The sequence below is a fragment of the Bacillus sp. C1 genome, assembly GCF_054570475.1.
In genome coordinates this window covers 325,730-352,089 of record NZ_JBTMZT010000001.1, presented here as the reverse complement: position 1 = coordinate 352,089, position 26,360 = coordinate 325,730, and the positions used below count along the sequence as shown (strand labels likewise).

The 26,360-nt window shown below is 37.4% G+C and carries 28 protein-coding genes; 3 read left to right on the top strand and 25 right to left on the bottom strand.

Going from position 1 to position 26,360, the window contains the following annotated elements:
• Positions 1-3: 3 nt before the first annotated feature.
• From yqfD to gpr, 17 genes are all read right to left on the bottom strand, one after another.
• The gene (gene yqfD, locus ACX5JI_RS01815) at positions 4-1,203 is read right to left on the bottom strand and encodes a sporulation protein YqfD (RefSeq protein WP_459499394.1); all 1,200 of its coding nucleotides are present in this window, start codon (positions 1,201-1,203) and stop codon (positions 4-6) included.
• 123 nt (positions 1,204-1,326) lie between these two features.
• On the bottom strand, positions 1,327-1,623 hold the full coding sequence (gene yqfC, locus ACX5JI_RS01810) for a sporulation protein YqfC (RefSeq protein WP_459499393.1): 297 nt from the start codon (positions 1,621-1,623) through the stop codon (positions 1,327-1,329).
• A gap of 107 nt (positions 1,624-1,730) precedes the next feature.
• A complete protein-coding gene (locus ACX5JI_RS01805) occupies positions 1,731-2,174 on the bottom strand; it encodes a GatB/YqeY domain-containing protein (RefSeq protein WP_459499392.1) in 444 nt (147 codons plus the stop codon).
• A gap of 15 nt (positions 2,175-2,189) precedes the next feature.
• A complete protein-coding gene (gene rpsU, locus ACX5JI_RS01800) occupies positions 2,190-2,363 on the bottom strand; it encodes a 30S ribosomal protein S21 (RefSeq protein WP_000048061.1) in 174 nt (57 codons plus the stop codon).
• A 304-nt stretch (positions 2,364-2,667) separates the two neighbouring features.
• Positions 2,668-3,333 (bottom strand): deoxyribose-phosphate aldolase, encoded by a 666-nt coding sequence (gene deoC, locus ACX5JI_RS01795; RefSeq protein WP_459499391.1) that lies wholly within the window; start codon positions 3,331-3,333, stop codon positions 2,668-2,670.
• Between the two features lie 143 nt (positions 3,334-3,476).
• On the bottom strand, positions 3,477-4,829 hold the full coding sequence (gene mtaB / locus ACX5JI_RS01790; protein ID WP_459499390.1) for a tRNA (N(6)-L-threonylcarbamoyladenosine(37)-C(2))-methylthiotransferase MtaB: 1,353 nt from the start codon (positions 4,827-4,829) through the stop codon (positions 3,477-3,479).
• A 6-nt stretch (positions 4,830-4,835) separates the two neighbouring features.
• The gene (locus ACX5JI_RS01785) at positions 4,836-5,585 is read right to left on the bottom strand and encodes a 16S rRNA (uracil(1498)-N(3))-methyltransferase (RefSeq protein ID WP_459499389.1); all 750 of its coding nucleotides are present in this window, start codon (positions 5,583-5,585) and stop codon (positions 4,836-4,838) included.
• 298 nt (positions 5,586-5,883) lie between these two features.
• Positions 5,884-6,822: a 50S ribosomal protein L11 methyltransferase gene (gene prmA / locus ACX5JI_RS01780; protein ID WP_459499388.1), complete on the bottom strand. Its 939-nt coding sequence runs from the start codon at positions 6,820-6,822 to the stop codon at positions 5,884-5,886.
• Between the two features lie 28 nt (positions 6,823-6,850).
• Positions 6,851-7,963 (bottom strand): molecular chaperone DnaJ, encoded by a 1,113-nt coding sequence (dnaJ, locus tag ACX5JI_RS01775; protein WP_459499387.1) that lies wholly within the window; start codon positions 7,961-7,963, stop codon positions 6,851-6,853.
• A gap of 225 nt (positions 7,964-8,188) precedes the next feature.
• Entirely contained in the window at positions 8,189-10,024 is a 1,836-nt protein-coding gene (gene dnaK, locus ACX5JI_RS01770; protein ID WP_459499386.1) for a chaperone protein DnaK, read from the bottom strand.
• 26 nt (positions 10,025-10,050) lie between these two features.
• On the bottom strand, positions 10,051-10,617 hold the full coding sequence (gene grpE / locus ACX5JI_RS01765; protein ID WP_459499385.1) for a nucleotide exchange factor GrpE: 567 nt from the start codon (positions 10,615-10,617) through the stop codon (positions 10,051-10,053).
• 110 nt (positions 10,618-10,727) lie between these two features.
• Positions 10,728-11,759: a heat-inducible transcriptional repressor HrcA gene (gene hrcA, locus ACX5JI_RS01760; protein ID WP_459499384.1), complete on the bottom strand. Its 1,032-nt coding sequence runs from the start codon at positions 11,757-11,759 to the stop codon at positions 10,728-10,730.
• Between the two features lie 133 nt (positions 11,760-11,892).
• Positions 11,893-13,032 (bottom strand): radical SAM family heme chaperone HemW, encoded by a 1,140-nt coding sequence (gene hemW / locus ACX5JI_RS01755; protein WP_459499383.1) that lies wholly within the window; start codon positions 13,030-13,032, stop codon positions 11,893-11,895.
• A gap of 51 nt (positions 13,033-13,083) precedes the next feature.
• Positions 13,084-13,458 (bottom strand): winged helix-turn-helix transcriptional regulator, encoded by a 375-nt coding sequence (locus tag ACX5JI_RS01750; protein WP_459499382.1) that lies wholly within the window; start codon positions 13,456-13,458, stop codon positions 13,084-13,086.
• Between the two features lie 91 nt (positions 13,459-13,549).
• A complete protein-coding gene (gene lepA, locus ACX5JI_RS01745) occupies positions 13,550-15,373 on the bottom strand; it encodes an elongation factor 4 (RefSeq protein WP_459499381.1) in 1,824 nt (607 codons plus the stop codon).
• A 196-nt stretch (positions 15,374-15,569) separates the two neighbouring features.
• A complete protein-coding gene (locus ACX5JI_RS01740) occupies positions 15,570-15,923 on the bottom strand; it encodes a DUF3679 domain-containing protein (protein WP_505307667.1) in 354 nt (117 codons plus the stop codon).
• 19 nt (positions 15,924-15,942) lie between these two features.
• Positions 15,943-17,046: a GPR endopeptidase gene (gpr, locus tag ACX5JI_RS01735; protein WP_459499380.1), complete on the bottom strand. Its 1,104-nt coding sequence runs from the start codon at positions 17,044-17,046 to the stop codon at positions 15,943-15,945.
• A gap of 181 nt (positions 17,047-17,227) precedes the next feature.
• Between gpr and rpsT the strand changes: the two genes are divergently transcribed.
• On the top strand, positions 17,228-17,485 hold the full coding sequence (gene rpsT, locus ACX5JI_RS01730) for a 30S ribosomal protein S20 (RefSeq protein WP_017150760.1): 258 nt from the start codon (positions 17,228-17,230) through the stop codon (positions 17,483-17,485).
• A 313-nt stretch (positions 17,486-17,798) separates the two neighbouring features.
• On the opposite strand, the gene holA is transcribed toward rpsT, so the two are convergent.
• Positions 17,799-18,812, bottom strand: coding sequence for a DNA polymerase III subunit delta (holA, locus tag ACX5JI_RS01725; protein WP_459499379.1), 1,014 nt, complete (start codon positions 18,810-18,812; stop codon positions 17,799-17,801).
• 370 nt (positions 18,813-19,182) lie between these two features.
• On the opposite strand from holA, the gene ACX5JI_RS01720 reads away from it, so the two are divergent.
• A complete protein-coding gene (locus ACX5JI_RS01720) occupies positions 19,183-19,317 on the top strand; it encodes a YqzM family protein (RefSeq protein WP_001001652.1) in 135 nt (44 codons plus the stop codon).
• A gap of 40 nt (positions 19,318-19,357) precedes the next feature.
• Here ACX5JI_RS01720 and ACX5JI_RS01715 read toward each other — a convergent pair whose 3' ends face one another.
• The 3 genes from ACX5JI_RS01715 to ACX5JI_RS01705 form a co-directional block, all read right to left on the bottom strand.
• Positions 19,358-21,670, bottom strand: coding sequence for a DNA internalization-related competence protein ComEC/Rec2 (locus tag ACX5JI_RS01715; RefSeq protein ID WP_459499378.1), 2,313 nt, complete (start codon positions 21,668-21,670; stop codon positions 19,358-19,360).
• Between the two features lie 139 nt (positions 21,671-21,809).
• Positions 21,810-22,367: a ComE operon protein 2 gene (locus ACX5JI_RS01710; RefSeq protein WP_459499377.1), complete on the bottom strand. Its 558-nt coding sequence runs from the start codon at positions 22,365-22,367 to the stop codon at positions 21,810-21,812.
• Positions 22,368-22,428: 61 nt separating this feature from the next.
• The gene (locus ACX5JI_RS01705; protein ID WP_459500253.1) at positions 22,429-23,028 is read right to left on the bottom strand and encodes a helix-hairpin-helix domain-containing protein; all 600 of its coding nucleotides are present in this window, start codon (positions 23,026-23,028) and stop codon (positions 22,429-22,431) included.
• A 79-nt stretch (positions 23,029-23,107) separates the two neighbouring features.
• Here ACX5JI_RS01705 and comER point away from each other — a divergent pair, with 79 nt between their 5' ends.
• Positions 23,108-23,935 (top strand): late competence protein ComER, encoded by an 828-nt coding sequence (gene comER, locus ACX5JI_RS01700; RefSeq protein WP_459499376.1) that lies wholly within the window; start codon positions 23,108-23,110, stop codon positions 23,933-23,935.
• A 171-nt stretch (positions 23,936-24,106) separates the two neighbouring features.
• On the opposite strand, the gene ACX5JI_RS01695 is transcribed toward comER, so the two are convergent.
• From ACX5JI_RS01695 to ACX5JI_RS01680, 4 genes are read right to left on the bottom strand one after another with little or no spacing between them, the layout of a single operon-like run.
• The gene (locus ACX5JI_RS01695) at positions 24,107-24,856 is read right to left on the bottom strand and encodes a class I SAM-dependent DNA methyltransferase (RefSeq protein ID WP_459499375.1); all 750 of its coding nucleotides are present in this window, start codon (positions 24,854-24,856) and stop codon (positions 24,107-24,109) included.
• On the bottom strand, positions 24,856-25,209 hold the full coding sequence (gene rsfS / locus ACX5JI_RS01690; protein ID WP_459499374.1) for a ribosome silencing factor: 354 nt from the start codon (positions 25,207-25,209) through the stop codon (positions 24,856-24,858). The genes ACX5JI_RS01695 and rsfS overlap by 1 nt, the downstream gene beginning before the upstream one ends.
• Positions 25,206-25,775, bottom strand: coding sequence for a bis(5'-nucleosyl)-tetraphosphatase (symmetrical) YqeK (yqeK, locus tag ACX5JI_RS01685; RefSeq protein ID WP_459499373.1), 570 nt, complete (start codon positions 25,773-25,775; stop codon positions 25,206-25,208). Before yqeK ends, rsfS begins: the two co-directional genes overlap by 4 nt.
• The gene (locus ACX5JI_RS01680; RefSeq protein ID WP_459499372.1) at positions 25,765-26,334 is read right to left on the bottom strand and encodes a nicotinate-nucleotide adenylyltransferase; all 570 of its coding nucleotides are present in this window, start codon (positions 26,332-26,334) and stop codon (positions 25,765-25,767) included. Before ACX5JI_RS01680 ends, yqeK begins: the two co-directional genes overlap by 11 nt.
• Between the last annotated feature and the right edge of the window lie 26 nt (positions 26,335-26,360).

The window sequence follows — 26,360 nt, the reverse complement described above, 5'->3', positions numbered from 1 at the left end:
TACTCAGTCTCCTTGAATATCGGATTCAGATATCGGTTGTGGCTCTGCAATATTTTCAATCACTGTATAATGTAAAGTTACTTTTAGTTGATCTACCTCAACCTCTTTATGCAAAATCTTATCACTTACAATCATAGCATGTTCATCCAATTTTTTCTTTAGTTCTTTTTCAGCCATTTCTCTTGCGACATTCATCGCTTGTTTTTCGGTATACTCACGATTTGCTTCTTCTTCTTCACGTACAATCTCTTTCTCATAAGAAATCGGTAATGTAAAACCAAATAATTTTACATCATGTTTTACACTCTCCATACGTGACCGTTTATACTTATCATGCTGAAATCCCCATATTTTTATTTTAACACTCCCAAAACGAAGATAATGCTCACTATATGAATTTCCTGTATACACTTGAAATGTTGTTTTTAAAGGTACATTCACCTCAGATTCGTACCACGTTTCCCCATATACAATTCCTTTAGCAGAAACAATCGTTGGATTCTCCTCTTTTCCAAACATCCCTGATACAAGAAGTTGTCCTTTTTGCACATAATCATTTTTCATTACAACCGGCTTTCCCGTTTCCACAAATGTCTTTGTAATTATCGCCTCTTTTTTAGCAACTAAATTTTGTGGTTTTTTCTCTTCTTCTTTCTCCGGCTCATTTTTTTCAACAATTTTAAAATGATATGTTGTCCCTTTTATCTCTAGACCAGCCCACGTAATTGCATTAATATTATCTGTTAAATGCCGCTGAACATCCTCTACATTCGGCATTTGAAATTGCAATCTTCCTTTTTTAATGCCCATTTTGTCCAATTCTTTCATAAGAATATATTCCGTTTCCGGTTTTGCCCCTGTAATTTCAATTTTCCAGACCATATTTGATAAAGCAATCATACCGAAAAAAAAGATAAAAAAACCAATTAAAAAACCACTATTCTTAAGCAAACGCTTATTCCAAAACGGAAAACCGAAACGTCCAATAAAATATAACTTACATTCATTTTTTCGATAAATCGATCTTAGCCGCTTCACATCACGAAGTAACATATAAAATACTAACGTATCTTCTGCGATCTTCTTTACATCCCATACAACTAAATTTCTGCGCACACATTCATTAATAAAACGTTCTACTCCCCTACCTTCAATTCGAACCTTCACATATCCAACCCATCGTGTAAACCATTGATTCTTCATCGTTAGCTTTCACTACCTTTCTCACTACACCACTATTTTCATCATGCATTCTTTTAGTTTTCAACATTCAAATAGCTCGTACGGAACAAGATAAGAAGAAAAACTTCACGAATAGAAGTTTCATTATGGTTTATCTTTCTTCTCATTTTCTAAAAATGTCACTTGCTCAATATTTCCTTCTAACAAAAGTTCTTCTGGAAGAATCGTTTTAATAACAAACGATTGACCTTTTATTAATAATTGACCATGTTTTAATAACAATCGCACTTCTTTATCTGTAAACACTAATAATCCCCGATGATTTTCTATATAAATATGCACTTGCCCGACAAGCGTAATACGAGGTAGATCCATTAATACATCCACTGGTAGGTCTATTTGCTTCGTTAGCCAATTTTTCATTTGCTCGAATTTCTTCATCTCCAAGACCCCCTCTCATCCCATATGTATGAAAAAGGAGCTTGTAATATCACGTCCGAATAGAAAAAAAGCATAAAAAAACGTCTCATTTCTCATGAGACGCTTTTTTACGCTAATAGCTGTGCAACCAGCTTATTCACTTGTGATCCGTCTGCTTTACCTTTTATTTTCGGCATAACAGCAGTCATCACTTTACCCATATCCGCTTTAGAAGCAGCACCAACTTCAGAAATCACTTGCTTAATTACATTCAGCAGCTCTTCGTCTGTTAGTTGTTCAGGTAAATACGCATTTAAAATCTGAATTTCACGTTGCAGTTTATCAACAAGGTCATCACGACCCGCTTTTTTAAATTCAAGGAGGGAGTCCTTATGCTGTTTTACTTCACGAGTTAAAACTGTTAATTCCTCTTCTTCAGTAAGAGTATGTTGCAGTTTAATTCCTTCATTTTGTAAAGCAGCCTTAACCATACGAATAACGGTTAATTTTTCTTTTTGTTTATTCTTCATCGCTTGTTTCATATCATCGTTTAAACGACCGAGAAGACTCATAACTTACACCCTCTCTTAGAATTTACGCTTTCTTGCCGCTTCAGATTTCTTCTTACGTTTTACACTTGGTTTTTCATAAAACTCGCGCTTTCTTGCTTCAGCAAGTGTACCAGTTTTAGAAACCGATCTTTTAAAACGGCGAAGTGCATCCTCCAAAGACTCGTTTTTACGAACGACTGTTTTTGACATTCTCTTTCCCTCCCTCCGAAACATCACACTTACATACTAACTTCAGCATGCAAAAAGAAACACTTCTTCAGCATGTCTTTTACGATTATAATACATTTTATCACTTCAGGTCAACTATTTGACAGAATAAAAGAAGCATAGAGGCTTTTCCTTTTTCAAAATCTATGTCGGTTATACTTATTAACTAGTGTCTATTTTTTTTAATACAATTATTTTTACTGCAAATAATCTTTCATACAGAGAAGTACTTTATCAACTGAAACGGAGTAGCTCAATAGAATTCATGCAATGACCGGTTCATCAATTAATAATCCGTTGTTGCTGTCTTCCCACTAACTAGCGCAACACCAGAACTTGTACCGATTCTTGTTGCTCCAGCTTCCACCACTTTCTCCATATCTTCTTCACTACGTACACCACCCGAAGCCTTTACACCAATGTCTGGTCCAACGGTTTTTCTCATTAAGGCTACATCTTCTACTGTTGCCCCGCCTGTTGAGAAGCCTGTTGATGTTTTTACAAAATCGACACCCGCTTTTACAGACAATTCACAAGCACGAACCTTTTCTTCCTCCGTTAGTAAACATGTTTCAATAATAATTTTTACAAGCGCTTTTCCTTTTGCAGCTTCTACAACCGCCTGAACGTCACGCTCTACTAATTCATTATTTTTATCTTTTAATGCACCAATGTTAATTACCATATCAACTTCCGTTGCACCTTTTGCAATTGCATCTTTTGTTTCAAACGCTTTTGTTTCTGGTGTATTTGCTCCAAGCGGGAAACCGATCACTGTGCAAACTTTTACATCTGTCCCCTTTAATAATTCAGCTGCCGTTTCAATCCAAGTAGGATTTACACATACAGATGCGAAGTCATGTCTTTTCGCTTCTTCACACAATGTAACAATCGCTTCTTTTTTTGTATCTGGCTTCAATAATGTGTGGTCAATTAATTTTGCATAACTCATTTTTCATATGCCCCTTTCTTCACTACACGGTTGTCTGACAACCATAACGGTTAGCATTATAGCATGAAATATTACAACTTCATATCTTAACTTCTCCAGCAAAGACAAAAGCATGCAAACCTTTTCGTTTGCATGCTTCTTACTTACGCACTTGCTGATTCTTTTTTCACATCATCTTTAAGAACACGAACAAATTGTGCTTCATTATATGGATAACCAGCTTTTGTAATTTTCACTTTAACTAGTTTACCAATTAATTCTTCAGACCCTTCAAATACAACCTTTAAGTAGTTATCTGTATAACCTACATATAAACCTTCACGATCGCCATCTTTAAACGGCTCTTCTGGAATGATTTCAAGAACTTCCCCTTCAAACTGAGAAGCATATTCTTTCGCCAATTGATTTGATAACTCAATTAAACGATGCACACGATCATTTTTTACTTCTTCAGGAATTTGGTCCTCCATGCGAGCTGCAGGCGTTCCTGTGCGCTTTGAATAAGGGAAAACATGTAATTCAGAGAAACGGTTTTCTTTAATAAAATTATATGTTTCCATAAACTCCTCTTCCGTTTCACCAGGGAAACCAACAATTACATCTGATGTAATCGCAAGACCCGGTAACGCTTCTTTTAAACGATCTAAGCGCTCTTGGAAAAACTCCATCGTATATTTACGGCGCATACGTTTCAATACAGTGTTAGAACCCGATTGCAGTGGAATATGCAAATGACGCACCACTACTTCGGATTTATCTAGCACATCAATTACTTCATCTGAAATTTGACTCGCTTCAATTGAAGAAATACGAAGACGTTTTAAACCACTTACCTCTGCTTCCATATCACGAAGCAATCCAGCTAAGTTGTAATCTTTCATATCTTCACCATATCCACCTGTATGAATACCTGTTAATACGATTTCTTTATAGCCTGCATCCACTAATTGTTGTGCTTGTTTAATAACTTCTTCTCCATTACGAGAACGCATTAAACCGCGTGCCCAAGGAATAATGCAAAATGTACAAAAGTTATTGCAACCTTCTTGTATTTTTAAAGATGCACGTGTGCGATCCGTAAAGTACGGTACATCAAGTTCCTCATATACACGTGTCTTCATAATGTTGCGGACAGCATTAATTGGTTGGCGTTCTTTACGGAACTCTTCAATATACCCTAACATTTTTTCACGATCTTGTGTACCGACCACAATATCTACGCCTGGGATCGCCATAATTTCTGCTGGAGATGTTTGGGCGTAGCATCCTGTTACACAAATAACAGCGTCCGGATTTTGACGTACAGCACGCCTGATAACTTGACGACTTTTTTTGTCCCCAGTATTTGTTACTGTACATGTATTAATGACATACACATCAGCTTTCTTTTCATATTCAGTTCTTTCATAGCCACCTTGTTTAAACAATTGCCAAATCGCTTCTGTTTCATAGTGGTTTACTTTACAACCTAACGTGTGAAACGCAACAGTTGCCATTGATCATCACCCCATCAATTCAAAATGATAAGAAGCGGCACTTAACGCGTAAAGCGGCGCCGTTTCTGTTCGTAAAATCCTTGGTCCTAAACTACATGGTATAAATTTATGTTCACGAAGCGCAGTAATTTCTTCCTCAGACAAACCACCTTCTGGGCCAAATACAATCAACAGTTTTTGACCACGTTCGATTGCCGTTAAAGCCCTCGCAAAATTGGCTTTCTCACCTTGTTTTGCTTCTTCTTCATACGCAACAAGACAAACATCATAATCACCGCTCATCGTAAGCAATTGTTTAAATGATGCCGGAGTATGCACACTTGGAATTTCACTTCTATGCGATTGTTCCGCCGCTTCTTTCACAATCTTTTTCAAACGCTCAACTTTTTTATCTGCTTTTTTTGCATCCCATTTTACGATAGAACGAGATGCTTGAAATGGTAAAAATGCAGCTGCTCCAAGCTCAGTTCCTTTTTGAAAAATTAACTCTAGCTTGTCTCCTTTTGGCAGTCCACTTGCGATCGTCACGAACACTGGCAATTCGCTTGATGCCTCTATCCATTCTACAATGGTACTATCCACAAATTCACTGGTAATTTCAGCAATTGTACACATCGCTGTTTTACCGTTCACACAGCAATAAATGTGATCACCAGCTGACATACGCATCACTCTTGCGATATGATGTACATCATCACCTACAATACGAATACTTGTCTCATTCACATCTTTCTCTTCTACAAAATAACGTTGCATCTCATCACCTTAGCAAAGTTTCGTTCCTTTCGTAAGTCCATACTTACGAAAAGAACGAAACGTTATCATTTTCATATAACAAACGGCAAGTCCCTCGCTTTATACAGCGAGAGACTCCCACGTTCCTTATAAATATAAAGTGAAACTTTAATCAGCGGGGGGTTCTCCATCCCCCACTGATTATCAGCCCTCACCAATCAAGCTTTTACGAGCAGCCCGACCCCCACCTATCTTCCTTGCTTCTCTGAATCTTGAGGTGAGGGGCCTACTGCCCGAAAATAGCGGGATAAATTATATATTACGCATTTCGTGCAATGATTGCTACCCAATCTTCCATTCTCAGCACTTCTTCAATTGTAAATCCTGCTTTTTCTAACGCTTCAGAAATTACTTTTTCTTTTGCTGCAATAATACCAGACGTAATAAATAATCCGCCTTGTTTCACAACTCTCGCTGCATCTTCAGGGAATAGAAGAATAATTTCCGCAAGTAAATTTGCTACAATCAAATCTACCGGTCCTTCAATACCTTCTAACAAACTATTTTGTCCAACAGATACGACGCCGTCCGTTTTATTTAGACGCACGTTCATTTCTGCACTTTCAACTGCAACCGGATCTAAATCATACGCCTTAACAGATGATGCACCTAATTTCGCTGCTGCAATACTAAGTACCCCAGAACCGGTTCCTACATCAATTACCGTATCACCCGGCTGAACTGTTTTTTCTAGTGCCTGAATACACATCGTTGTTGTTGGATGTGTCCCTGTACCAAACGCCATACCTGGATCTAATTCAATAATTTTTTCATTTGGAGAAGTAGGTGTGTACTCTTCCCACGTCGGTACGATTGTGAATGTATCAGAAATTTGAACTGGATGATAATATTTTTTCCAAGCAGTAGCCCAGTCTTCCTCATCGACTTCATTAATTGTAATGTTTCCTGTACCAATTTCGATGTCGAAAGATGGCAGTACATCAATAGATGATTTTACACTCGCAACAGTTTCATGTAAAGAATCCGTTTGAGGAAAATATGCTTTTACTAATACTCCATCTGCTGGATATTCAGCTGGGTTCAGTGCATAAATTTCACCATATTGTTGTTCACGTTCTTTCGTTAACTCCGCTGGGTCCTCAATTGCAACCCCGCTAGCACCTGCTTCGTGCAAAATATGCGAGACAGCTTCTACAGCTTCTTCTGTTGTATGAATACTAATTTCTGACCATTTCACAATTTACCAACTCCATTTTTTATTTCCATTATTCCCCTTTGAAAGCTCGTTTAAGCTTTCCGAATAAGCTATCATCTTGATCTTCTTGCCCTGCGAATTCACGTAATAATTCTTTTTGATGTGAAGTTAATTTTGTTGGTACAACAACACGAACGATTACGTATTGATCACCTTGACCATATCCACGTACATTCGGAGCTCCTTTTCCTTTTAAGCGGAATTCTGTTCCAGTTTGTGTTCCTGCTGGAATTTTTAATTTCACTTTTCCATGAACAGTTGGAACTTCTACTTCAGCACCAAGCGCTACTTGCGTAAATGTTAATGGCATTTCACAAATAATATGATCCCCATCACGCTCAAAGAATTCATGATTCCTCACATGAACAACAACATATAAATCACCTGCTGGGCCACCATTTACACCGGCTTCCCCTTTACCAGATACGCGAATTTGTTGACCATTGTCGATACCTGCTGGAATTTTAACATTAATTTTTTTACGCTTACGCACTTTTCCAGAACCATGACATGTTGCACATTTCTCTTTAATCATTTGACCTGTTCCCGAGCAATGTTTACATGCTTGACGATTTACAATGCGTCCAAACGGTGTATTTTGTTCTACACTCACTTGACCTGTTCCTGAACAATGTTTACAAGTTTCTTTTGAAGTTCCTGGTTTCGCCCCATTGCCGTGACAAGTATCACAAGGATCTTCCACCGGAATCTCAACATTTAATTCCTTACCAAAAATAGCTTCTTCAAAATCTAAAGTAACTTGATATTGCAAGTCAGCACCTTGACGTGGCGCATTCGGATCACGGCGTCTACCACCACCGCCGCCGAAGAATGAACTAAAGATGTCTTCAAATCCGAAGCCACCGCCAAAGTCTCCACCGCCGAAGCCGCCAAAACCTTGATTTGGATCAGCATGACCGAACTGATCGTATTGTGCACGTTTTTGATCATCACTTAACACTTCATACGCTTCTTGTACTTCTTTAAACTTTTCAATTGCATTTTCTTCTTTACTTACGTCTGGATGATACTTTTTAGCCAAACGACGGTATGCTTTTTTGATTTCATCTTTTGAAGCACCTTTACTAAGACCAAGTACCTCATAATAATCTCTTTTATTCATAAATTTGTAACCCCCGAATCTTTCACATAAACGTAATTTTAACACCGAAAGAAAGTGCTTTGCAACAAAGTTTCCTCACTTACAGTATGCAAAAAGAAAAACATAAGACCTTCTCACGAAATACTTCATTCATACTAAGCCCTTTTCTTATTCGTGAAAAAAGCCAAAGCCAAGGCACGCTTGACTTTGACTTTTTGTCATCTTACTTATGTTGTTATACTTTAATTATTTGTCTTCTTTTACTTCTTCAAACTCAGCGTCAACTACATTATCTTTTTTTGCACCAGCGTTATCTTGTGCACCTTCTGCTTGCTGAGCGCCAGCAGCTGCTTGAGCTTGTTCATATAACTTTACAGTTAATTGTTGTACGATTTCTTGAAGTGCATCTTTTTTCGCACGGATTTCATCAAGATCATTTTTCTCGATTGCCGCTTGTAATGCCTCTTTCGCTTCTGTCGCTTTCGCTACTTCAGCAGCATCTACTTTACCTTCTAAATCTTTTACAACTTTATCTGTTTGGAAGACAAGTTGGTCGGCTTCGTTACGAAGTTCAACTTCTTCCTTACGTTTTTGGTCAGCATCAGCATTTGCTTCAGCTTCTTGAACCATACGATCTACTTCTTCATCAGAAAGACCTGAAGAAGATTGGATTGTAATTGTTTGTTCTTTGCTTGTTCCTAAGTCTTTCGCACGTACGTTTACGATACCGTTCGCATCAATATCGAATGTTACTTCGATTTGTGGAATACCACGTGGTGCTGGTGGGATATCTGTTAATTGGAAACGACCTAGTGTTTTGTTATCAGCTGACATTGGACGCTCACCTTGTAATACGTGAATGTCTACTGCAGGCTGGTTATCAGCAGCAGTTGAGAACACTTGTGACTTACTTGTTGGAATTGTTGTGTTACGCTCGATTAATTTTGTGAATACCCCGCCCATAGTTTCAATACCTAAAGAAAGTGGAGTTACATCTAATAATAGAACGCCTTTTACATCACCAGTAAGTACTCCACCCTGTACTGCAGCACCTAATGCTACAACTTCATCAGGGTTAACGCCTTTATATGGCTCTTTACCAGTTTCACGTTTAATTGCTTCTTGTACCGCTGGAATACGAGTAGAACCACCAACAAGAATAACTTTATCTAATTCACTTGGAGAAAGACCAGCATCTTTTAATGCACGACGAGTTGGTTCTAATGTTCTTTCAACAAGGTTAGCTGAAAGTTCTTCAAATTTCGCTCTTGTTAAGTTTAATTCTAAGTGTAATGGACCAGCAGCTCCAGCACTAATGAATGGTAATGAAATTTGTGTTTGTGTTACACCTGAAAGATCTTTTTTCGCTTTTTCAGCTGCATCTTTCAAACGTTGAAGTGCCATTTTATCTTGGCTTAAATCAATGTTATTTTCTTTTTTGAATTCAGCTACTAAATGATCAATGATAACTTGGTCAAAGTCGTCACCACCAAGACGATTGTCACCAGCAGTTGAAATAACTTCAAACGTTCCATCTGCTAATTCAAGGATAGACACGTCAAACGTACCGCCACCTAAGTCATATACAAGAACTTTTTGTTCTTCGTCTTGTTTTTCTAAACCGTAAGCAAGCGCTGCTGCTGTCGGTTCGTTAATAATACGTTCTACTTCTAAACCAGCAATGCGGCCAGCATCTTTTGTTGCTTGGCGTTCTGCATCGTTGAAGTATGCTGGTACTGTAATAACAGCTTTCGTTACTGTTTCACCTAAGTATGCTTCAGCAGAAGCTTTTAAGTTTTGTAAAATGATTGCAGAAATTTCTTGAGGTGTATAGTTTTTACCTTCAACTTCTACTTTGTAGTCTGTACCCATATGACGTTTAACAGACATGATTGTATTTGGGTTTGTAATCGCTTGACGCTTCGCTACTTCCCCCACTTGACGCTCTTCATTTTTGAAAGCTACAACAGAAGGTGTTGTACGGTTCCCTTCTGGATTTGGAATAACCTTTGGTTCTCCACCTTCCATAACAGCTACACAAGAGTTTGTTGTACCTAAGTCAATACCGATAATTTTACTCATAGCGAGACCTCCTACATTTATGTAAGTTATTGATTTACTTTTACCATTGATGGGCGAATCACACGGTCTTTCAGTTTGTAACCTTTTTGGAATTCTTCCACAACCGCGTTTGATTCAAACTCACTGTCTTCTACTTGCATAACAGCTTGATGTTCATGCGGATCAAACTGTTTACCAACAGCTTCAATCGCTTCAACACCTTCTTTAGTTAGCGCTTCTAGCAATTGACGATATACCATTTCCATCCCTTGTAATAAGGACTTCATCTGCTCATCGCTTGCTTCCACTTGCATCGCTCTTTCAAAGTTATCAAGAGCTGGTAAAATATCTGACACAAGACTTTGTGATCTATATTTTTCAGCCGCTTGCTTATCCAGTTGAACGCGGCGCTTATAGTTTTCAAAATCAGCTTGTAGACGCAATGTGCGACCTTCCGTTTCCGTTAATTTCGCTTGCAATCCGTCTACTTTTTCTTGTAAAAGAGCCGCTTCACTTTTTTCTTCTACTACATCTTCAATATTTTCTTCTGTAATAGTTTCATCAGTTTGCGTTTCTTTCGCTTCTTCAACTACTTGTTCGTTACGCTCTTCCACAACTTTCACCTCCTTAAAAGGCACCGGAGCTCATGCTTTGCACTAGCATCCAATTATAATTTTTATGTTACACACCAGCAATGAGTATGTTCACTGCTCGAGCGAATTTATTATTTCGATTTATACAATCCATTTAAGCCGTCTGTAAATTGTCTTGTAAACAATTGTAACAGACTAATCACACGAGAATATTGCATTCTCGTTGGCCCTAAAATTGCAATTGTTCCAAGCTGTTCTTCCCCAATGGAATACGTTGCAGAAATTAAACTACAATCCTCCATAGCAGTCGAAGAATTTTCCCGACCGATTTTCACCTGAATACCGACTTGCTTATGACGTAAAATATCATAAAATGCAGCTTCATTATCAATCATTGTCAGCAAGGAGCGTACCTTTTGGATATCATGAAACTCCGGCTGCGAAAGCATATTTGCCTTACCGCCAAAGTATATCTTTTCCGATAAAGGCACTTGAAATGTACCATCCAATATTTTTATTGCACTATCATAGTTATGAACATAGCCACGCAGAACCGTCACAATTTCTTTAAAAATTTTATTGTGTAATTCTGCCATCGATACACCCGATAGCTTTTCATTTAAAACATTAACCATTTTTTCTAAATCTGATAAATCAACAGATTCCGGAACGGTAATCGTTTTGCTTTGTACATGCCCTGTATCCGTTACAATAATTGCGACTGCTGTTTGTTGATCAAGCGGAACAATTTGCACATTTTTAAGCTTATTTGTACTCACTTTCGGTCCAAGAACAATCGCCGTATAATTTGTGAGTTCTGATAAAATTTGAGCTGATTGCTGTGCAACCTTTTCTGCTTCAAAAATTCTTTCAGCAAATAAATCTTTAATTTGTACAATCTCCTCGTTTGGTAAGTTTTGTGGTGCTAAAAGATGATCTACATAAAATCGATATCCCTTTTCTGAAGGAACTCTTCCAGAAGAACTGTGCGTTTTTTCAATAAAACCTAGTTCCTCTAAATCAGCCATCTCATTTCGAATAGTAGCTGAACTAAATGTAATTTCATCTTTTTTAGCCAACGTTCTTGACCCAACAGGCTGCGCTGATCCAATAAAGTCATCAATAATTGTTTGTAAAATTAAGAGCTGACGTTCCGTAAGCATCTCATCATCACCTCTGTTAGCACTCTTTATCTTCGAGTGCTAAATCTATTAATAACTTACCAAAATTGACATTGAATTGTCAACGGAAACGTCACGAAATCGAGAAACTTTTTCATACATACCGAATATTGAATTAATCAATTAAAAATGATTGAAATACCTCATTCCCTAATAATTTACCTTGTCTTGTCAAACAAACATAGTCTTCTTTGTTCTGAAGCAATCCATGCTCTTGATGGTGTAATAACTGCTTCGCAAAGATTTCATCCATCTCTACGCTAAATTTCTTTTGGAATGCCAGCTTAGAGACACCCTTTGTTTTCCGAAGCCCTAAAAATAGTTCTTCTTCCATTCTTTCTTTTTTCGTTACTTCGTGAACGTCTAAATAAGGGAAACCCGTCTCAATAATTTTAGAGAAATATTGTTTTAACGGACCCACATTTTGAATTCGTTCTCCGTTTACATAACTGTGGGCACCAGCTCCAAAACCATAATACTGTTCATTATTCCAGTATGTGAGATTATGTCTACTTTCATAGCCCTCTTTTGAAAAATTACTAATTTCATACTGATGGTAACCATGCTTTTCCATCTCATCCATTACAATTTCATACATCTGCGCTTCATGATCTTCCCCAGGAAGTCTTAATTTCCCTTTATTCATCAAATTATAAAAAACCGTTTTTGGTTCAACAATTAAAGAATATGCTGAAAAGTGCTGAACACCAAGCGTAAAAGCAATATCCAATGTTTCTCTCACATCTTCTATCGTCTGCCCTGGCAATGCATAAATTAAATCCACATTAATATTTGTAAAACCCATCTCTTGCGCTTCTCGGATCGCTACAAACGCGTCTTCTCTCGTATGCTTACGTCCAATTTTCTGAAGTAATTCATCACGAAACGTTTGCACACCAAAACTAATCCGATTCACACCACCATCTAATAAAAGTTTCAACTTTTCTTTCGGCAAATCCCCAGGATTTGCTTCAAACGTCAATTCACAGTTCGGAGCGAACGGACGTAAACGGCGATTAATAATATTTAACAACTTTTTAGTCTGCTCCATATTTAATGCCGTCGGTGTCCCGCCCCCAACAAAAATCGTTTTCATATTTTCAAACGGCACCTTTTGCACCGTATTTATAATTTCTTTCTCTAAATACTCCAAATATTGATCAACAGGCTGACGTTCAATAAATACTTTATTAAAATCACAATAGTGACAAATATGCTGACAAAATGGAATATGGATATATGCAGCTTGTATCAAACTATACTCCTACCTTTCTAAAAAGAAAACCTCCGCATTTCGGAGGCTCCTTTACTTCTTTAACCCATTACGAATTTGTGTCATTCGCATTTTTCCCCAATCATACATCATTTCGACAATTGGTAAAAGCGACATGCCTAAATCCGTCATAAAATATTCTACGCGCGGAGGCACTTCCGGATATACTGTTCGGCCGACAATTCCATCTTCCATTAATTCTTTTAATTGATTTGATAAAACTTTATGAGAAATGTTCGGAAATAGTCGTTGTAACTCACTAAAACGATGCGATCCTTCTACACCTAGATGCCACAAAATTACAACCTTCCATTTTCCGCTAATAATAGAGAGGGTTAATTCTTTTTCACAATTAAAATCGCCATTTTGTATTTTTTCTTGAATATCTTTCCGAATATTTTCAGACATCACTCGTCTCCTAACTCTATAGCAATCATTACTTTCTTCCTTACACAAAAGATACACAAAAAGAAGCCGCACAAACGGCTTCCTTTCTTAATTAGTTATCATCCATTTTCAGTACAGCCATGAACGCTTCTTGCGGCACTTCTACAGAACCAACAGACTTCATACGCTTCTTACCTTCTTTTTGTTTATCAAGAAGTTTACGTTTACGAGAAATGTCACCACCGTAACATTTTGCAAGTACGTTTTTACGCATCGCTTTAATTGTAGAACGCGCTACAACTTTATTTCCAATAGTCGCCTGAATTGGCACTTCAAATTGTTGTCTCGGAATTAATTCTTTTAATTTCTCTACAATGACTTTACCACGTTCATACGCTGCATCACGGTGTACAATAAATGATAAAGCATCGACTTGTTCATTATTTAATAAAATATCCATCTTCACAAGTTTAGATGGTTTATAGCCGATTAACTCGTAATCAAATGATGCATAGCCTTTCGTATTAGACTTCAATTGATCAAAGAAGTCGTATACAATTTCAGAAAGTGGAATCTCATACGTTAACGTAACACGTGTTTCATCTAAGTATTGCATATCAAGGAATGTACCACGTTTACCTTGGCAAATTTCCATTACAGCTCCAACATAATCATTTGGAACCATAATTGTCGCTTTTACAAATGGTTCTTCCACACGATCGATCGTTTGAGGATCTGGCATATTAGATGGGTTATCTACAATCATATCTTCGCCATTCGTTAAATACACTTTGTAAATAACACTTGGTGCTGTTGTAATTAGGTCGATCTTGAATTCACGTTCAATACGTTCTTGAATAATTTCCATGTGAAGTAAACCTAGGAATCCACAACGGAAACCGAAGCCTAATGCTTGTGATGTTTCAGGTTCAAATTCAAGAGCCGAATCATTTAATTCCAGTTTTTCTAACGCATCACGCAAATCGTTATAACGTGCGGAATCGATTGGATATAAACCACAGAATACCATTGGGTTTAATTTACGATAACCTGGTAATGGTTCTGCCGCTGGACGTTTCGCATGTGTGATTGTATCACCAACACGTGTGTCTCCTACATTTTTAATAGATGCTGCTAAAAATCCTACATCACCTACTGTTAATTCTTCACATTGCGTTGTTTTCGGTGTAAATACACCTACTTCTGTTACTTCAAACTCTTTACCAGTTGCCATCATACGTACTTTATCGCCAACTTTTACTGTACCATTTACAACACGGATATACGCAATTACACCGCGGTACGGATCATATAAAGAGTCAAAAATCATACATTGAAGCGGCTCTTCTGGGTCACCTTCTGGAGCTGGTACTTTTTCAACGATTTGTTCTAAAATGTCTTCAATACCAATCCCGGCTTTTGCAGAAGCCAATACAGCCTCTGATGCATCTAAACCGATTACATCTTCTACTTCTTGACGAACACGTTCTGGATCAGCACTCGGTAAATCGATTTTATTAATAACCGGTAAAATTTCTAAATTATTATCAAGCGCTAAGTATACGTTTGCTAATGTTTGCGCTTCAATACCTTGCGCTGCATCAACAACAAGAATCGCACCTTCACAAGCCGCTAAACTACGAGATACTTCGTACGTAAAGTCGACATGTCCTGGTGTATCGATTAAGTGAAGCGTATATTCTTCGCCATTTTTCGCTGTGTACTTTAATTGAACTGCATTTAATTTAATTGTTATACCGCGCTCACGCTCTAAATCCATAGAGTCAAGTAATTGAGCTTTCATTTCACGTTGTGTTAAAGCGTTTGTTTTCTCCAAAATACGGTCTGCTAACGTTGACTTTCCGTGGTCAATGTGAGCAATGATGGAGAAGTTACGAATGTTAGACTGCCTTTTTGCTCTTTCTTCTTTATTCATCTATGTTCTCAACTCCTAATAGTCTCGCCAATATACACTAGCACTGATTATATCAATAGAGCAGCAAAGATTCAATGAAAACTCGTGCTGCTTAGACAAATCTTCTTCTCTTTATCTTATGCGAGCCAAGTAAACAAGACAAACCTTTTTATAACAAAAAAACGGCTGTCTTATAAAATGATAAGACAACCTCTTTTCATTCGCTCAATTGGTTAAAAATATCTTTTATTTTCCCAATTACGATATCTGTACTAAACTTAGCGATACTTCGCGTACATTCCGCAATTCCCATTCCGAGCCTTTCTACAATATTAAAACTTCTGAGATTTTCTAGCTGCTTTTGTTTTTCACATGCCGAAAATATACCTCCTAAAATTTCCGAATTAACATTACTACCCTCGGTTCCCGTCATTTGCGCCACTTGCTCATATGTTGGCTGGCGGTAACCTTTCATACTTTTCAAACCATGATTAGCGATTCCAATTCCAATTAACATCAAAAAAAGGAACAGCATAACACAACTCATACACTGAAGCGTAAATCGACTCAATTTCAGCCGCCCCTTCTCATTAATGCGTATATGCACCTGTGTTATCTTGATCAATTTGATGATGCAGCGCGGCGTTTAAACCACTCGCTATTACATTTGCCATATCTTCAATAAATGCATCTACTTCTTTTGGGGTCACCATTAAATTATGTCCAAGAGGTGCTAATACCTCGTAAATTAATTTCCGCTTTTCTTCTTCTTCTAGCGTGCCCACTGCCCCTAAAAACATATTACGACCTTTTTCATCCGGCATGTCTTCCTCTGTTAATTTCTTCTTTTCACCAAACGTAAAACCAGCGGGTAATAAAGATCGAGATGGTTTACCTCCTTCTCTCATTTCACGTCCAAAATGTTTTAGAATAAAATCAATTGTATCGCTCGTAATGGAAACCGCATCTACAACGGTCGGAACACCAATGGCAATTACAGGGATTCCAAGCGTCTCTTTACTCAATTCTTTTCGTTTATTTCCTACACCAGACCCAGGATGAATTCCTGTATCCGAAATCTGTATCGTACTATTTACTCGTTCAATAGACCTAGCAGCAAGCGCATCAATCGCAATTACAAAGTCCGGCTTTGTTTTCTCAATGATACCGTAAATGACATCGCTCGTTTCAATCCCTGTAATTCCCATTACACCTGGACGAATTGCGCTAACAGGGCGATACCCCTCCTCGACACTTTCAGGCTGTAATGTAAAAAGATGTCGCGTCACAAGCACATTTTCTACAACGATGGGTCCCAGTGCATCTGGTGTTACATTCCAATTCCCTAATCCAACGATTAAACAACTCGCCTCTTTAATGATTCCGATTTCTTCCAATAAGTAAGAGAATTCTTTTGCAAAAATACGCTCCACCTTTTGTTGTAATTCTGTATCTTGTTGACGAATCCCCTGAACTTCAAGCGTTAAATAATTTCCAGGCTTTTTACCCATCGCTTCAGAAGCACTTTCATCGATACTGACTTTTGTAATCGTAATCCCTTCTTCTTCACGCTCTTTTACAATAACACCTTGAATCCCCGTTTGTTGTTGCTGACGTTCTTGCAACATTTGATGAGCTTCTACTGCAAGGTCTGTTCTCACACTATATTTACTTAAATCTAACGGTTCTTTCATCATATCTCCTCCACAATTCATAGTAAATATAGTTAGATTCCCCAAAATTATATAAGGTCATTCTTTCCTTTACATGAAATTTCATTGATCTCGCTATTGCAATTCTCTTCTCCGTTTGATAGAATATCACTTGTTCTATGTAAGTATCGAGTCACTCGATCGCACCAGGGAGGTGAAAAGTATGGCAAACATTAAATCTGCTATCAAACGCGCTAAACTTAGCGAAGAGCGTCGTGCACATAACGCTTCTATCAAATCTGACATGCGTTCAGCTGTTAAAACTGTAGAAGCTTTAGTTACTAATAACGATCTTGAAAATGCTAAAGAAGCTTTCAAAACTGCTTCTAAAAAACTTGACAAAGCAGCTCGTAAAGGTCTTATCCACCAAAACGCTGCAGCTCGTCAAAAATCTCGCTTAGCGAAAAAAGTAAACGCGTAAGGCGTTTAAAAAACGATCCATTTGGGTCGTTTTTTTATATACGAAAAAAGTTCACGCGGTAAATAGCATGAACTTTTTTTATTTTATTTACATATAGCCGCTAGAATATCTAGCCATTTCATAACCCAAAACGCTTCTCGACCAGATACTCGAGCGGCCTGTGATTCCGAGCAAGCTGCTTCCGCTTTTATTCTATCCAGCTATGGCAGCTAGAATCTCCAGCCATTTCACACTCTCGGTCGAAGCAAAAAGCGCTTCTCGGTCGAGCGCTCCAATGGCCTACGATTCTGAGCGAACTGCCTCCGCTTTTATTTTATCCAATATGATTTAAACGCATTAAGAAAAATTCTAAGACAAGCTTCTTATCCATTTTCCCCGTTTTCATACTATAATCAGCTTCAGCTAACTCTAAAATCACTTTTTTTAATTCTTCAAACGAGAAAAATTTCGTTTGATTCATCGCCAACTTCACTCGGTATGGATGAACACCAATATGTGAAGCGATTTGATTTTGTCCATATCCACGCTGCTGTAGTTCTTTTACTTGGTATAGCAAACGAAACTGACTTACTAATAACGCCAATAATTTAATCGGTTCCTCTTGCTGCGTAAATAATCCATCTAAAATTTGCATAGCCCCGGCAATATCTTTTTTCACTACTTTTTCTGTTAATGCAAATACATTTTGTTCAACCGATTTTGGTACAAGTTCTCCCACAAGCTCTGTTGTAATTTCTCCTCCCATTCCAACATAAAGGGTCAACTTGTCCATTTCCTTCGCTAACATCGTTACATTGCTTCCTACAAGCTCTAACAGCAAGCTAACAGCTGGTTCCTCAATATGTACATGCACTTCATCCGCACGAGCCACAATCCATTTACGAACGTCCTGCACTTGCATCGCATTAGCTTCTATTACATCTGCAGTTTTCTTTAATAATTTTGTGATTTTTTTCCGTTCATCTAGTTTTTCATAAGGGGCCACAAATACAACAATTGAAAATGGAGATGGTTCTGCAATATACTCTTCTAAAATCTTGATATTTTGTTCTATCTTTGCTTTTTGTGATGTTAAAAATAATGGAGATTTAATTAGTAATATTTTACGTTCTCCAAAAAAAGGAAGCGTACGCGCATCTTCTACTACATCTTCTAAATACGCTTCTTCTAAGTCATACGTTACAACATTAAACTCGCGATCTTCTTCAGCTAACGCTTCAGTTGTTATAAGCTTTATTGTTTCATTTATAAAATAAGCTTCCGTTCCATATATTAAATAAAGCGAGGCAAACTGTTTCTTTTTAATCTTCTTATGTATATCACTCATACTTTTTTCCTACTCCCTAACTTGGCAATATATCTCTATACTAATGCCGGATCTTTTGTTTTACAAGTACAAAGGAACAGGCTGAAACAACCCGTTCCTTTATCTATATAAAACGCCACGCAATAAGCCCCGGGATTCTTATTGGTGTGCGGTAACCACGTTACCGTTATTATTCACAGCTGCCGGATAAGTATAATTGTTAACTGTTAACATGCATGGAAATCAAATTTCCACCTTTTATTTGCATAAGATTTAGCAAAAGAAAAACAGCCACCTACTAACGAAAGCACATTTTCTCTTCATATGGAAATTGTAGATTTTTTTCTGACAATATTTTATACTAAAATGGAATGTTGGGGAGGGATTCTAAATGAATGAATTTGAGCAAAACGTTCAAAGCAAACGCAATGACGCAATCGATTCAGGGGTAGGTTTTATCGTCTCATTTGGTTTTTTCGCAACACTTTTCATTATCGCAACAATTATTAAATTTATTGGTTCTTAAAGGCTGTCTTGCAGCCTTCTTTTTTATTTTACCTTTTCTATCATTCATCATATGTCAGTTTACTTTTAAACGTTCCCTTTTCACCTTTAAAAACATAAGAAATAGCTCCTTGCTTGTCCGTTCGCCATATTTCAATGCCGAGTTCTAACAAACGTTCTAACACTTGCCGATGAGGATGGCCATATCGATTATGTTCCCCGGCAGAAATAATTGCTTTTTGAGCCTGAATAAGCTGTAAAAAAGAAGATATAGATGATGTTTTACTACCATGGTGCCCAACCTTTAAAATATCAGCTCGCAACTCTGGATACTGCTCTACAATTCGGCGCTCACCTTTCTCTTCTAAGTCTCCAGTAAATAACCATGTATACCCACCTATCTTTGCCCATAAAACAATTGAAGAATCGTTATCGCCATTTTCTCGCCCCTCTGGCGATAGCACAACAAATTTCGCGTCATCTATTTTCCATTTATCCCCTTCTTCTACAATATTCATTCGTACATTCTTTTGCTTCGCCATGTACTGTAATTCTTTTTCTAACGGTGTATTCTCTAGCTTCCTTCCAAATATGATTTCGTCTACAGGAATAGACGATACTATTTCTTTCGCCGCCCCCATATGATCTGTATCACCGTGCGTCACAATTAGCTTATCAATTTTTCGAATCCCTTCTTTTTGTAAAAATGGAATAAGAATATCGTGCCCCACAGAAAATTCATGCTTTTTCTTCTGCCATGCTTCTTTTTTTATAGAAATCGTTCCCCCTGTATCAATAAGATAAACTCCCTTATCATATGGCAAACGAATCAAGATTGCATCCCCTTGTCCAACATCAACAAAAGTCACACTTCCACTCGCTCGAAAATAGGGTGAAGCATAATGACCAATACATATAAAAAGGAAACATCCCGTAATTAAGAACAAATAACGTTTTTTAGCCGCTTTTTCCCACATAACAAATATACTAATAATACTAAAACAATATAAAACCACAAGAAACAGAGGAGTCTGTCCAAAAGTAAACCGAAGAAGCGGAAAGTTTTCACAATACTGAAGAATCTCATTGGAAAATATTAAACATACTGATAATCCTTGTGCAATCCATGTCGATACAACAGGCACAAATAACATACAAAGAAAAATAATGATGCTACATGGTAACACAATACAAGATAGAAAAGGGACATATATAAGATTGAGGAAAATACTATATGGGGAAAAATAACCAAAATGATATAACAAAATAGGGATACTAGCAAGTTGCGAAATCAATGACAGATAGATTGTATTTCGGATGAGGCCATTATCCTCTTTTAATAGACGATTTGCCGAAAGTAATAACGCAAAACTCCCAACAAACGAAAATTGAAATCCAATATCAAAAACCATATAAGGGTCATATAAAAGCATCAGTATAGCTGTCATACTAAGCAAATCTAAGCTCAACACGCGCACAGAGTGCATGAGGGCTAACAACAACATAACACCCGTTACAGAAGCTCTCATGACAGATGGAGACGCTCCAGCCAAAAACATATAAAGCGGAATACAAACAACGAGACATATCGTTGTCATTTCCCTAGTCACTCCAATCCTGAGCAGAACAAAGTAACCAATCGTCATTAACAGTACAATATGAGATCCAGAAATCGCCAGTAAGTGAATCAGACCAAACTGTTGATATTGTTCTTCCACTTCAAATGTCATCTGTTGCCGTTCCCCAAACAACAATGCATTCATAAATGCTCCAGATTGCCCAGGAAACATTTCTGTGACCATTGATACTGCGTTTTGACGTAATAAAAAGATCCAATGTATAAATGTTAAAGAATTTTGCTTACAACCCGAAATCTCTTTCACTTCAAATAAAAAATGAATGTTTTGCTTATGTAAATAGTCACGATAGTCAAATCCATGAAAATTCCTTGCCTCTGGCGGTACTTTCAATTCTCCTTGAAACATACAACTCATACCCGCATGTAATTTTCGCAACTGTTCTTTTTGTTCAGCCGATTGAATTGTGTATGCCAATTGCAACCTCTCGCTATCATTGACTTCTACTTGGAAAGAAAGTCGATCACCATTTATGCGAGGTGTCGTTTGAATCAAGCCTGCCGTCATTTCAAAATTCAATTCTTTTGAAGGGCGATTCTCCCCTTCAACATATGAAGTATAGAAGAAACTACCGAAACATGCCAATATACAAAACAAGAGAAGTTGACGCGAAATACGGTATATACAAAAGAGAACATAACAACAAAATAACCCAATATACAACCATTTAAACGAGGAACAGGCAATTGCAATCCCCATAACAAACGAGATTGCAACATACCCCCATTGTCCACGCAATTCATACTCACCCCTTATAATGAATGTTCAAAAAGGCGATCAAGATAACTATTATATGTCTGCGGTTATATTATCAGTCTCATATTCGTAATTGTTCTATCTAAGCTCAGTTCTATTTATCTTCCTTTTGAACACACACCTATAACATCTCTTTTACTTTAACAAATAATTGTTGTAATTCATTCATTGTTAAATCATCTTTTTCTAAGGATGAAAATAATTTCTCTAGTTGTAAATTACGCTCTTGTTTCTCTATCGATGTAATATCATATTCAAGGGGAACGTGCTTTATTTTCACATTCGCTTGCTCGAATAGCTCTACAGCATACGGGTGATTTTTATAATCTTGCGCATAATAAACAGCTGTAATACCACTTTGAATAATAGCTTTACAACATTGTAAACAAGGAAAGTGCGTAACATAAATCTCTGCACCCTCTGTTTTCGCACCAAATTTTGCACATTGCAACAGTGCATTCATTTCAGCATGAATTGTACGAACACAATGATTATCAATCACGTAACATCCGTCATCAATACAATGCACACCACCCTTGATCGAGCCATTATAACCGCCCGCAATAATTCTCTTATCACGAACAATCGTCGCTCCTACTGCCAGCCTTGTGCACGTACTACGCAGCGATAACAAATGACTTTGCGTCATAAAATATTGATCCCAAGAAATTCGTTCCATATGTTCACCTACTTTTTCATCTACTTGTAGTGTAGCGAAAGAAGAAAAAGTTCGTCAATCCTTACGGAATAATTATTTTATCTTTTATCTTTTCAAGCGACTTTTCTCCAATACCATCTACCTCCAATAAATCTTCTATTTTTTGAAACGGACCATGTTCCTCCCGGTATTTCATAATACTTTCTGCTTTTCGGGGTCCAATTCCGGTTATTTTTTCAAGTTGCTCTTTTGATGCAACATTAATGTGAATTTTTTCCTCTTGCCCTGAAGGTACATTTGCTCCCTGCACCTGCTCTCCTTTTTTCGGGACATAGATTAGCATTTGATCTTGCATACGCTGCGCTAAGTTTACTTTTGTACGATCCGCTTCAGGTAAAAAACCACCTGCTTTTTCAATCCCATCTTTTACACGTGCATCCCTCTCTACCTCATATACCCCCTCGCGATGCACCGCTCCTTTTATATCAATCATAATTATTTTGTTTTGTTCTTTTGAATCTGCCACTTTCAATTTACCTTTTTGCTCTTCATTTTTTATATTCGTATCAATTTCCACAGGCGATTGCATAGTTTGCTGCTTCGTCTGCCATATAAAAAGGATACATATAACACCAACGGCTCCTAATAAAGCGATCCACTTCTTTTGAAAGTTCTGCATAATTTTAATACCTCCAATTCATAAATTCACAACATGATTCATATTGTTTAGGAGAAAGATGTTACGAAGGAGGGATGAAACATTGAATATAGGAATTATAGGGACAGGAAACATGGGGAATATACTGATTGATGCCTTTTTAGAAACCCGTGCTGTCAAACCTTCGTGCCTTACTATCATTAATCGTACGCCTGCCAAAGCATATCATATAAAAGAGAAGTATCCTTCTGTTCATATAGCAAAGACCGTACAAGAGGTGATTGGACGCTCTCAGCTTATTTTTATTTGTGTTAAACCTTTAGATATTTATCCAATTTTAAAAAAGCATATTGACCACTTTACGGATGAAAAATGTTTAGTTTCTATTACGAGCCCCATATCAGCAGATCAATTAGAAAAGGTTGTAGCTTGTAACGTCGCACGTATTATTCCGAGTATCACAAACCGAGCATCCTCTGGCGCTTCGCTATTTACATTTGGGAAAAACTGTTCGGGGGAATGGAAGCAAAAGCTTCTTCGTTTGTTTAAGAATATTTCTACCCCTATCGTAATCGAAGAAGATATTACACGCGTTTCATCTGACATTGCAAGCTGCGGACCTGCATTTTTCAGCTATTTACTGCAATGTTTCATTGATGCCGCTGTAGATAAAACAAATATTACACAAGAAGAAGCAACTACTTTAGCAAGTGAAATGATTATCGGGATGGGGAAATTACTAGAAAAAGAAATGTTCACATTACCAACCTTACAAGAGAAAGTATGCGTCAAAGGCGGTGTTACAGGAGAAGGCATTCGGATTTTAGAGGATCACGTAGGAGATATGTTCCATAAATTATTTGAGCGAACACATGAAAAATATGATGAAGATTTAGAAGACGCCGAACAACAATTTAATAAGCACACGTAAATAATACGCCACAATGATACAAAAACCTCTAAAAAACTCTTATCTTTTTCTCATTCTATTTTTTATCACACCTTTATTTTTATAATTTCTATACATTACTTTTCTACTTTTCTATAAAGAAATATCCTCTTTTAACTAAAACAAAAGCAACCGAATTGGTTGCTTTTGTTTTTATCCATTCTTTTTTGCCATAAAAAAGATACGTTCCGTTTGTTCGGTTACTTCTAGTCGTTCAAAATCACCCGTTACACGAAGCACTGTGAACCCAGCTTCTTCAAGCCATTTTGTTAACAATTCAACCGAATAAGCACGTTGCATATGAGTTTCATCAAAGCGATGATATACACCGGCCTCTTTATCTTGTACAAAGAATGACAAATCATGTTCTACACTATCTAATTCTTCACTTAGGAAGCAGTTCCAAATGAGAGCTATCTCTTCCCCATTAACTGTGTACGTTTCATTTTGAAACACATGATAAATTTTATACAAAGAGTGTACATCAAATAAAAACAGACCATCTTGACGCAAGTGATGATACACTCGTCTAAATGTCTCTTGTATCCCCTCTTCTTCTAGTACATAATTCAATGAATCACAAAAGATGGTTACGCAATCAAATTCACCAGGAACATCCAGTTCTCTCATATCTTGTTGATAAAAAGGAATAAAATGCCCTTCTCCGCCAAGTTTTTGCTGAGCAACGGTTAGCATTTCTTCTGAAAGATCGACACCGATCACGTCATAGCCTTTGCGGACAAGTGGAAGCGTTACATTCCCCGTCCCACATGCTACATCAAGAATCTTTGCCTCTTTCATACCTGCCTGCTGCAAGCTTTCCTCTGTGAATTCTACCCATTTATCATACGGGACATCATTCATGAGTTCGTCATACAACAACGCAAATTGTTCATATCTCATTAGTTTAACTCTTCTTCAATATCTTCACGTGGAACATCGCCCCATAGGCGCTCTAAATTATAATGATCACGCTCATCTTTATGGAATACATGTGCAACTACATCGCCAAGGTCTACTAAAACCCAACGCGCTTCATCAAAGCCTTCCATACGTTGTACGTCGATTTGGCATTCATGTGCCTTCGCTTTAATTTCACGTGCAATTGCTTGTACTTGTTTATCAGAATTCCCGTGACAAATAATAAAATAATCTGCAATCGGCGAAATACCTTGCATGTTTAGTACAACCATATCTTCTGCTCTCTTATCATCAGCTGCTTTTGCTGCTAATACTAATAACTCTCTATCTTTCATTCAGTAATTTCCTCCTTTAAAACTGCGTTATATGTTTGAAATGTTAATGGATAGATCGTTTGATCCTTTTCCATTAAAAATTGAATCGTACGTTTTAATGCGAATAGTAAAGCTTTATTTATATCTTTCCGTGCTAATTCCCTTGCCTCTTCCACACCTGGAAATTTGCGGCCAGGTTCAATATAATCCGCTACATATATAACTTTATCAAGCATTGTCATCTCTTCATGACCGCTTGTATGATATGTAATAGCTTGCAGAATTTCTGTGTCCGTAATGCCGACTTCTTTCTCTACTAAGTATGCCCCGACTGGTGCATGCCATAACTCTTTGTTGTAGTAAAGTAAATCTTTCGGCAATTTTTCCCGCTTAATAATGTCTTCCATTTCTTGAATCGGTCTACATTTTGCATAATCATGAAATATAGCAGCCATTTCTGCTTTTTTCTCATCTACGCCATATAACTTAGCTAGTTCAATTGCCGTTTCCATTACACCAATTGTATGTATATAACGTTTTTCATGCATTTGTTGCTTTACAATCTCAAGTGCTTTCTCACGATTCATACAGCCCATTCCTCTCGATATATACGTGTACTTGTTCTGGAAGCAAATATTTGCACGTTTTCTTCTCCTTGTATCTCTTTCGTAATAAGGAAGAGGAAACAGCGAATTCCGGAATCTCTACTGTGACGATTTCATAAGACGTATGTAATGTATAGCCCGGCCTTGCAACCCCAACAAATGTTACAAGCTGAAGTAATTTATCGATGTTATACCATTTCGGTAAATACTCCACCATATCTCCACCAATAATAAAATAGAACTGTGCTTCCGGATACTTCTTTGTTAATTGTAACATAGTATCATATGTATAAGACGGGCCCTCTCTTGTTAGCTCTTCTAAACAAATCGAGAAATACTCCTCTTGTCCAATTGCTAGCTCTAACATGTTCAAACGACTTTCCACACTTGCAATATTGCGATCTTGTTTATGAGGTGGAATTTGATTCGGCAAAAACCATACTTCATCGAGCCCAAGTGCATCATACACCTCATTTGCAATCAACAAATGTCCATAATGAGGCGGATCAAACGTGCCACCAATGATTCCGATCTTTTTCAAATGAAACGCCTCCTTTAGTTTACAAG

What these genes read in the sequence shown, in the direction of transcription:
- yqfD (WP_459499394.1), bottom strand. Translation starts at nt 1,203, where the DNA reads ATGAAGAATCAATGGTTTACACGATGGGTTGGATATGTGAAGGTTCGA.
- yqfC (WP_459499393.1), bottom strand. Translation starts at nt 1,623, where the DNA reads ATGAAGAAATTCGAGCAAATGAAAAATTGGCTAACGAAGCAAATAGAC.
- ACX5JI_RS01805 (WP_459499392.1), bottom strand. Translation starts at nt 2,174, where the DNA reads ATGAGTCTTCTCGGTCGTTTAAACGATGATATGAAACAAGCGATGAAG.
- rpsU (WP_000048061.1), bottom strand. Translation starts at nt 2,363, where the DNA reads ATGTCAAAAACAGTCGTTCGTAAAAACGAGTCTTTGGAGGATGCACTT.
- deoC (WP_459499391.1), bottom strand. Translation starts at nt 3,333, where the DNA reads ATGAGTTATGCAAAATTAATTGACCACACATTATTGAAGCCAGATACA.
- mtaB (WP_459499390.1), bottom strand. Translation starts at nt 4,829, where the DNA reads ATGGCAACTGTTGCGTTTCACACGTTAGGTTGTAAAGTAAACCACTAT.
- ACX5JI_RS01785 (WP_459499389.1), bottom strand. Translation starts at nt 5,585, where the DNA reads ATGCAACGTTATTTTGTAGAAGAGAAAGATGTGAATGAGACAAGTATT.
- dnaJ (WP_459499387.1), bottom strand. Translation starts at nt 7,963, where the DNA reads ATGAATAAAAGAGATTATTATGAGGTACTTGGTCTTAGTAAAGGTGCT.
- dnaK (WP_459499386.1), bottom strand. Translation starts at nt 10,024, where the DNA reads ATGAGTAAAATTATCGGTATTGACTTAGGTACAACAAACTCTTGTGTA.
- hrcA (WP_459499384.1), bottom strand. Translation starts at nt 11,759, where the DNA reads ATGCTTACGGAACGTCAGCTCTTAATTTTACAAACAATTATTGATGAC.
- ACX5JI_RS01750 (WP_459499382.1), bottom strand. Translation starts at nt 13,458, where the DNA reads ATGTCTGAAAATATTCGGAAAGATATTCAAGAAAAAATACAAAATGGC.
- lepA (WP_459499381.1), bottom strand. Translation starts at nt 15,373, where the DNA reads ATGAATAAAGAAGAAAGAGCAAAAAGGCAGTCTAACATTCGTAACTTC.
- gpr (WP_459499380.1), bottom strand. Translation starts at nt 17,046, where the DNA reads ATGAAAGAACCGTTAGATTTAAGTAAATATAGTGTGAGAACAGACCTT.
- rpsT (WP_017150760.1), top strand. Translation starts at nt 17,228, where the DNA reads ATGGCAAACATTAAATCTGCTATCAAACGCGCTAAACTTAGCGAAGAG.
- holA (WP_459499379.1), bottom strand. Translation starts at nt 18,812, where the DNA reads ATGAGTGATATACATAAGAAGATTAAAAAGAAACAGTTTGCCTCGCTT.
- ACX5JI_RS01720 (WP_001001652.1), top strand. Translation starts at nt 19,183, where the DNA reads ATGAATGAATTTGAGCAAAACGTTCAAAGCAAACGCAATGACGCAATC.
- ACX5JI_RS01710 (WP_459499377.1), bottom strand. Translation starts at nt 22,367, where the DNA reads ATGGAACGAATTTCTTGGGATCAATATTTTATGACGCAAAGTCATTTG.
- ACX5JI_RS01695 (WP_459499375.1), bottom strand. Translation starts at nt 24,856, where the DNA reads ATGAGATATGAACAATTTGCGTTGTTGTATGACGAACTCATGAATGAT.
- rsfS (WP_459499374.1), bottom strand. Translation starts at nt 25,209, where the DNA reads ATGAAAGATAGAGAGTTATTAGTATTAGCAGCAAAAGCAGCTGATGAT.
- yqeK (WP_459499373.1), bottom strand. Translation starts at nt 25,775, where the DNA reads ATGAATCGTGAGAAAGCACTTGAGATTGTAAAGCAACAAATGCATGAA.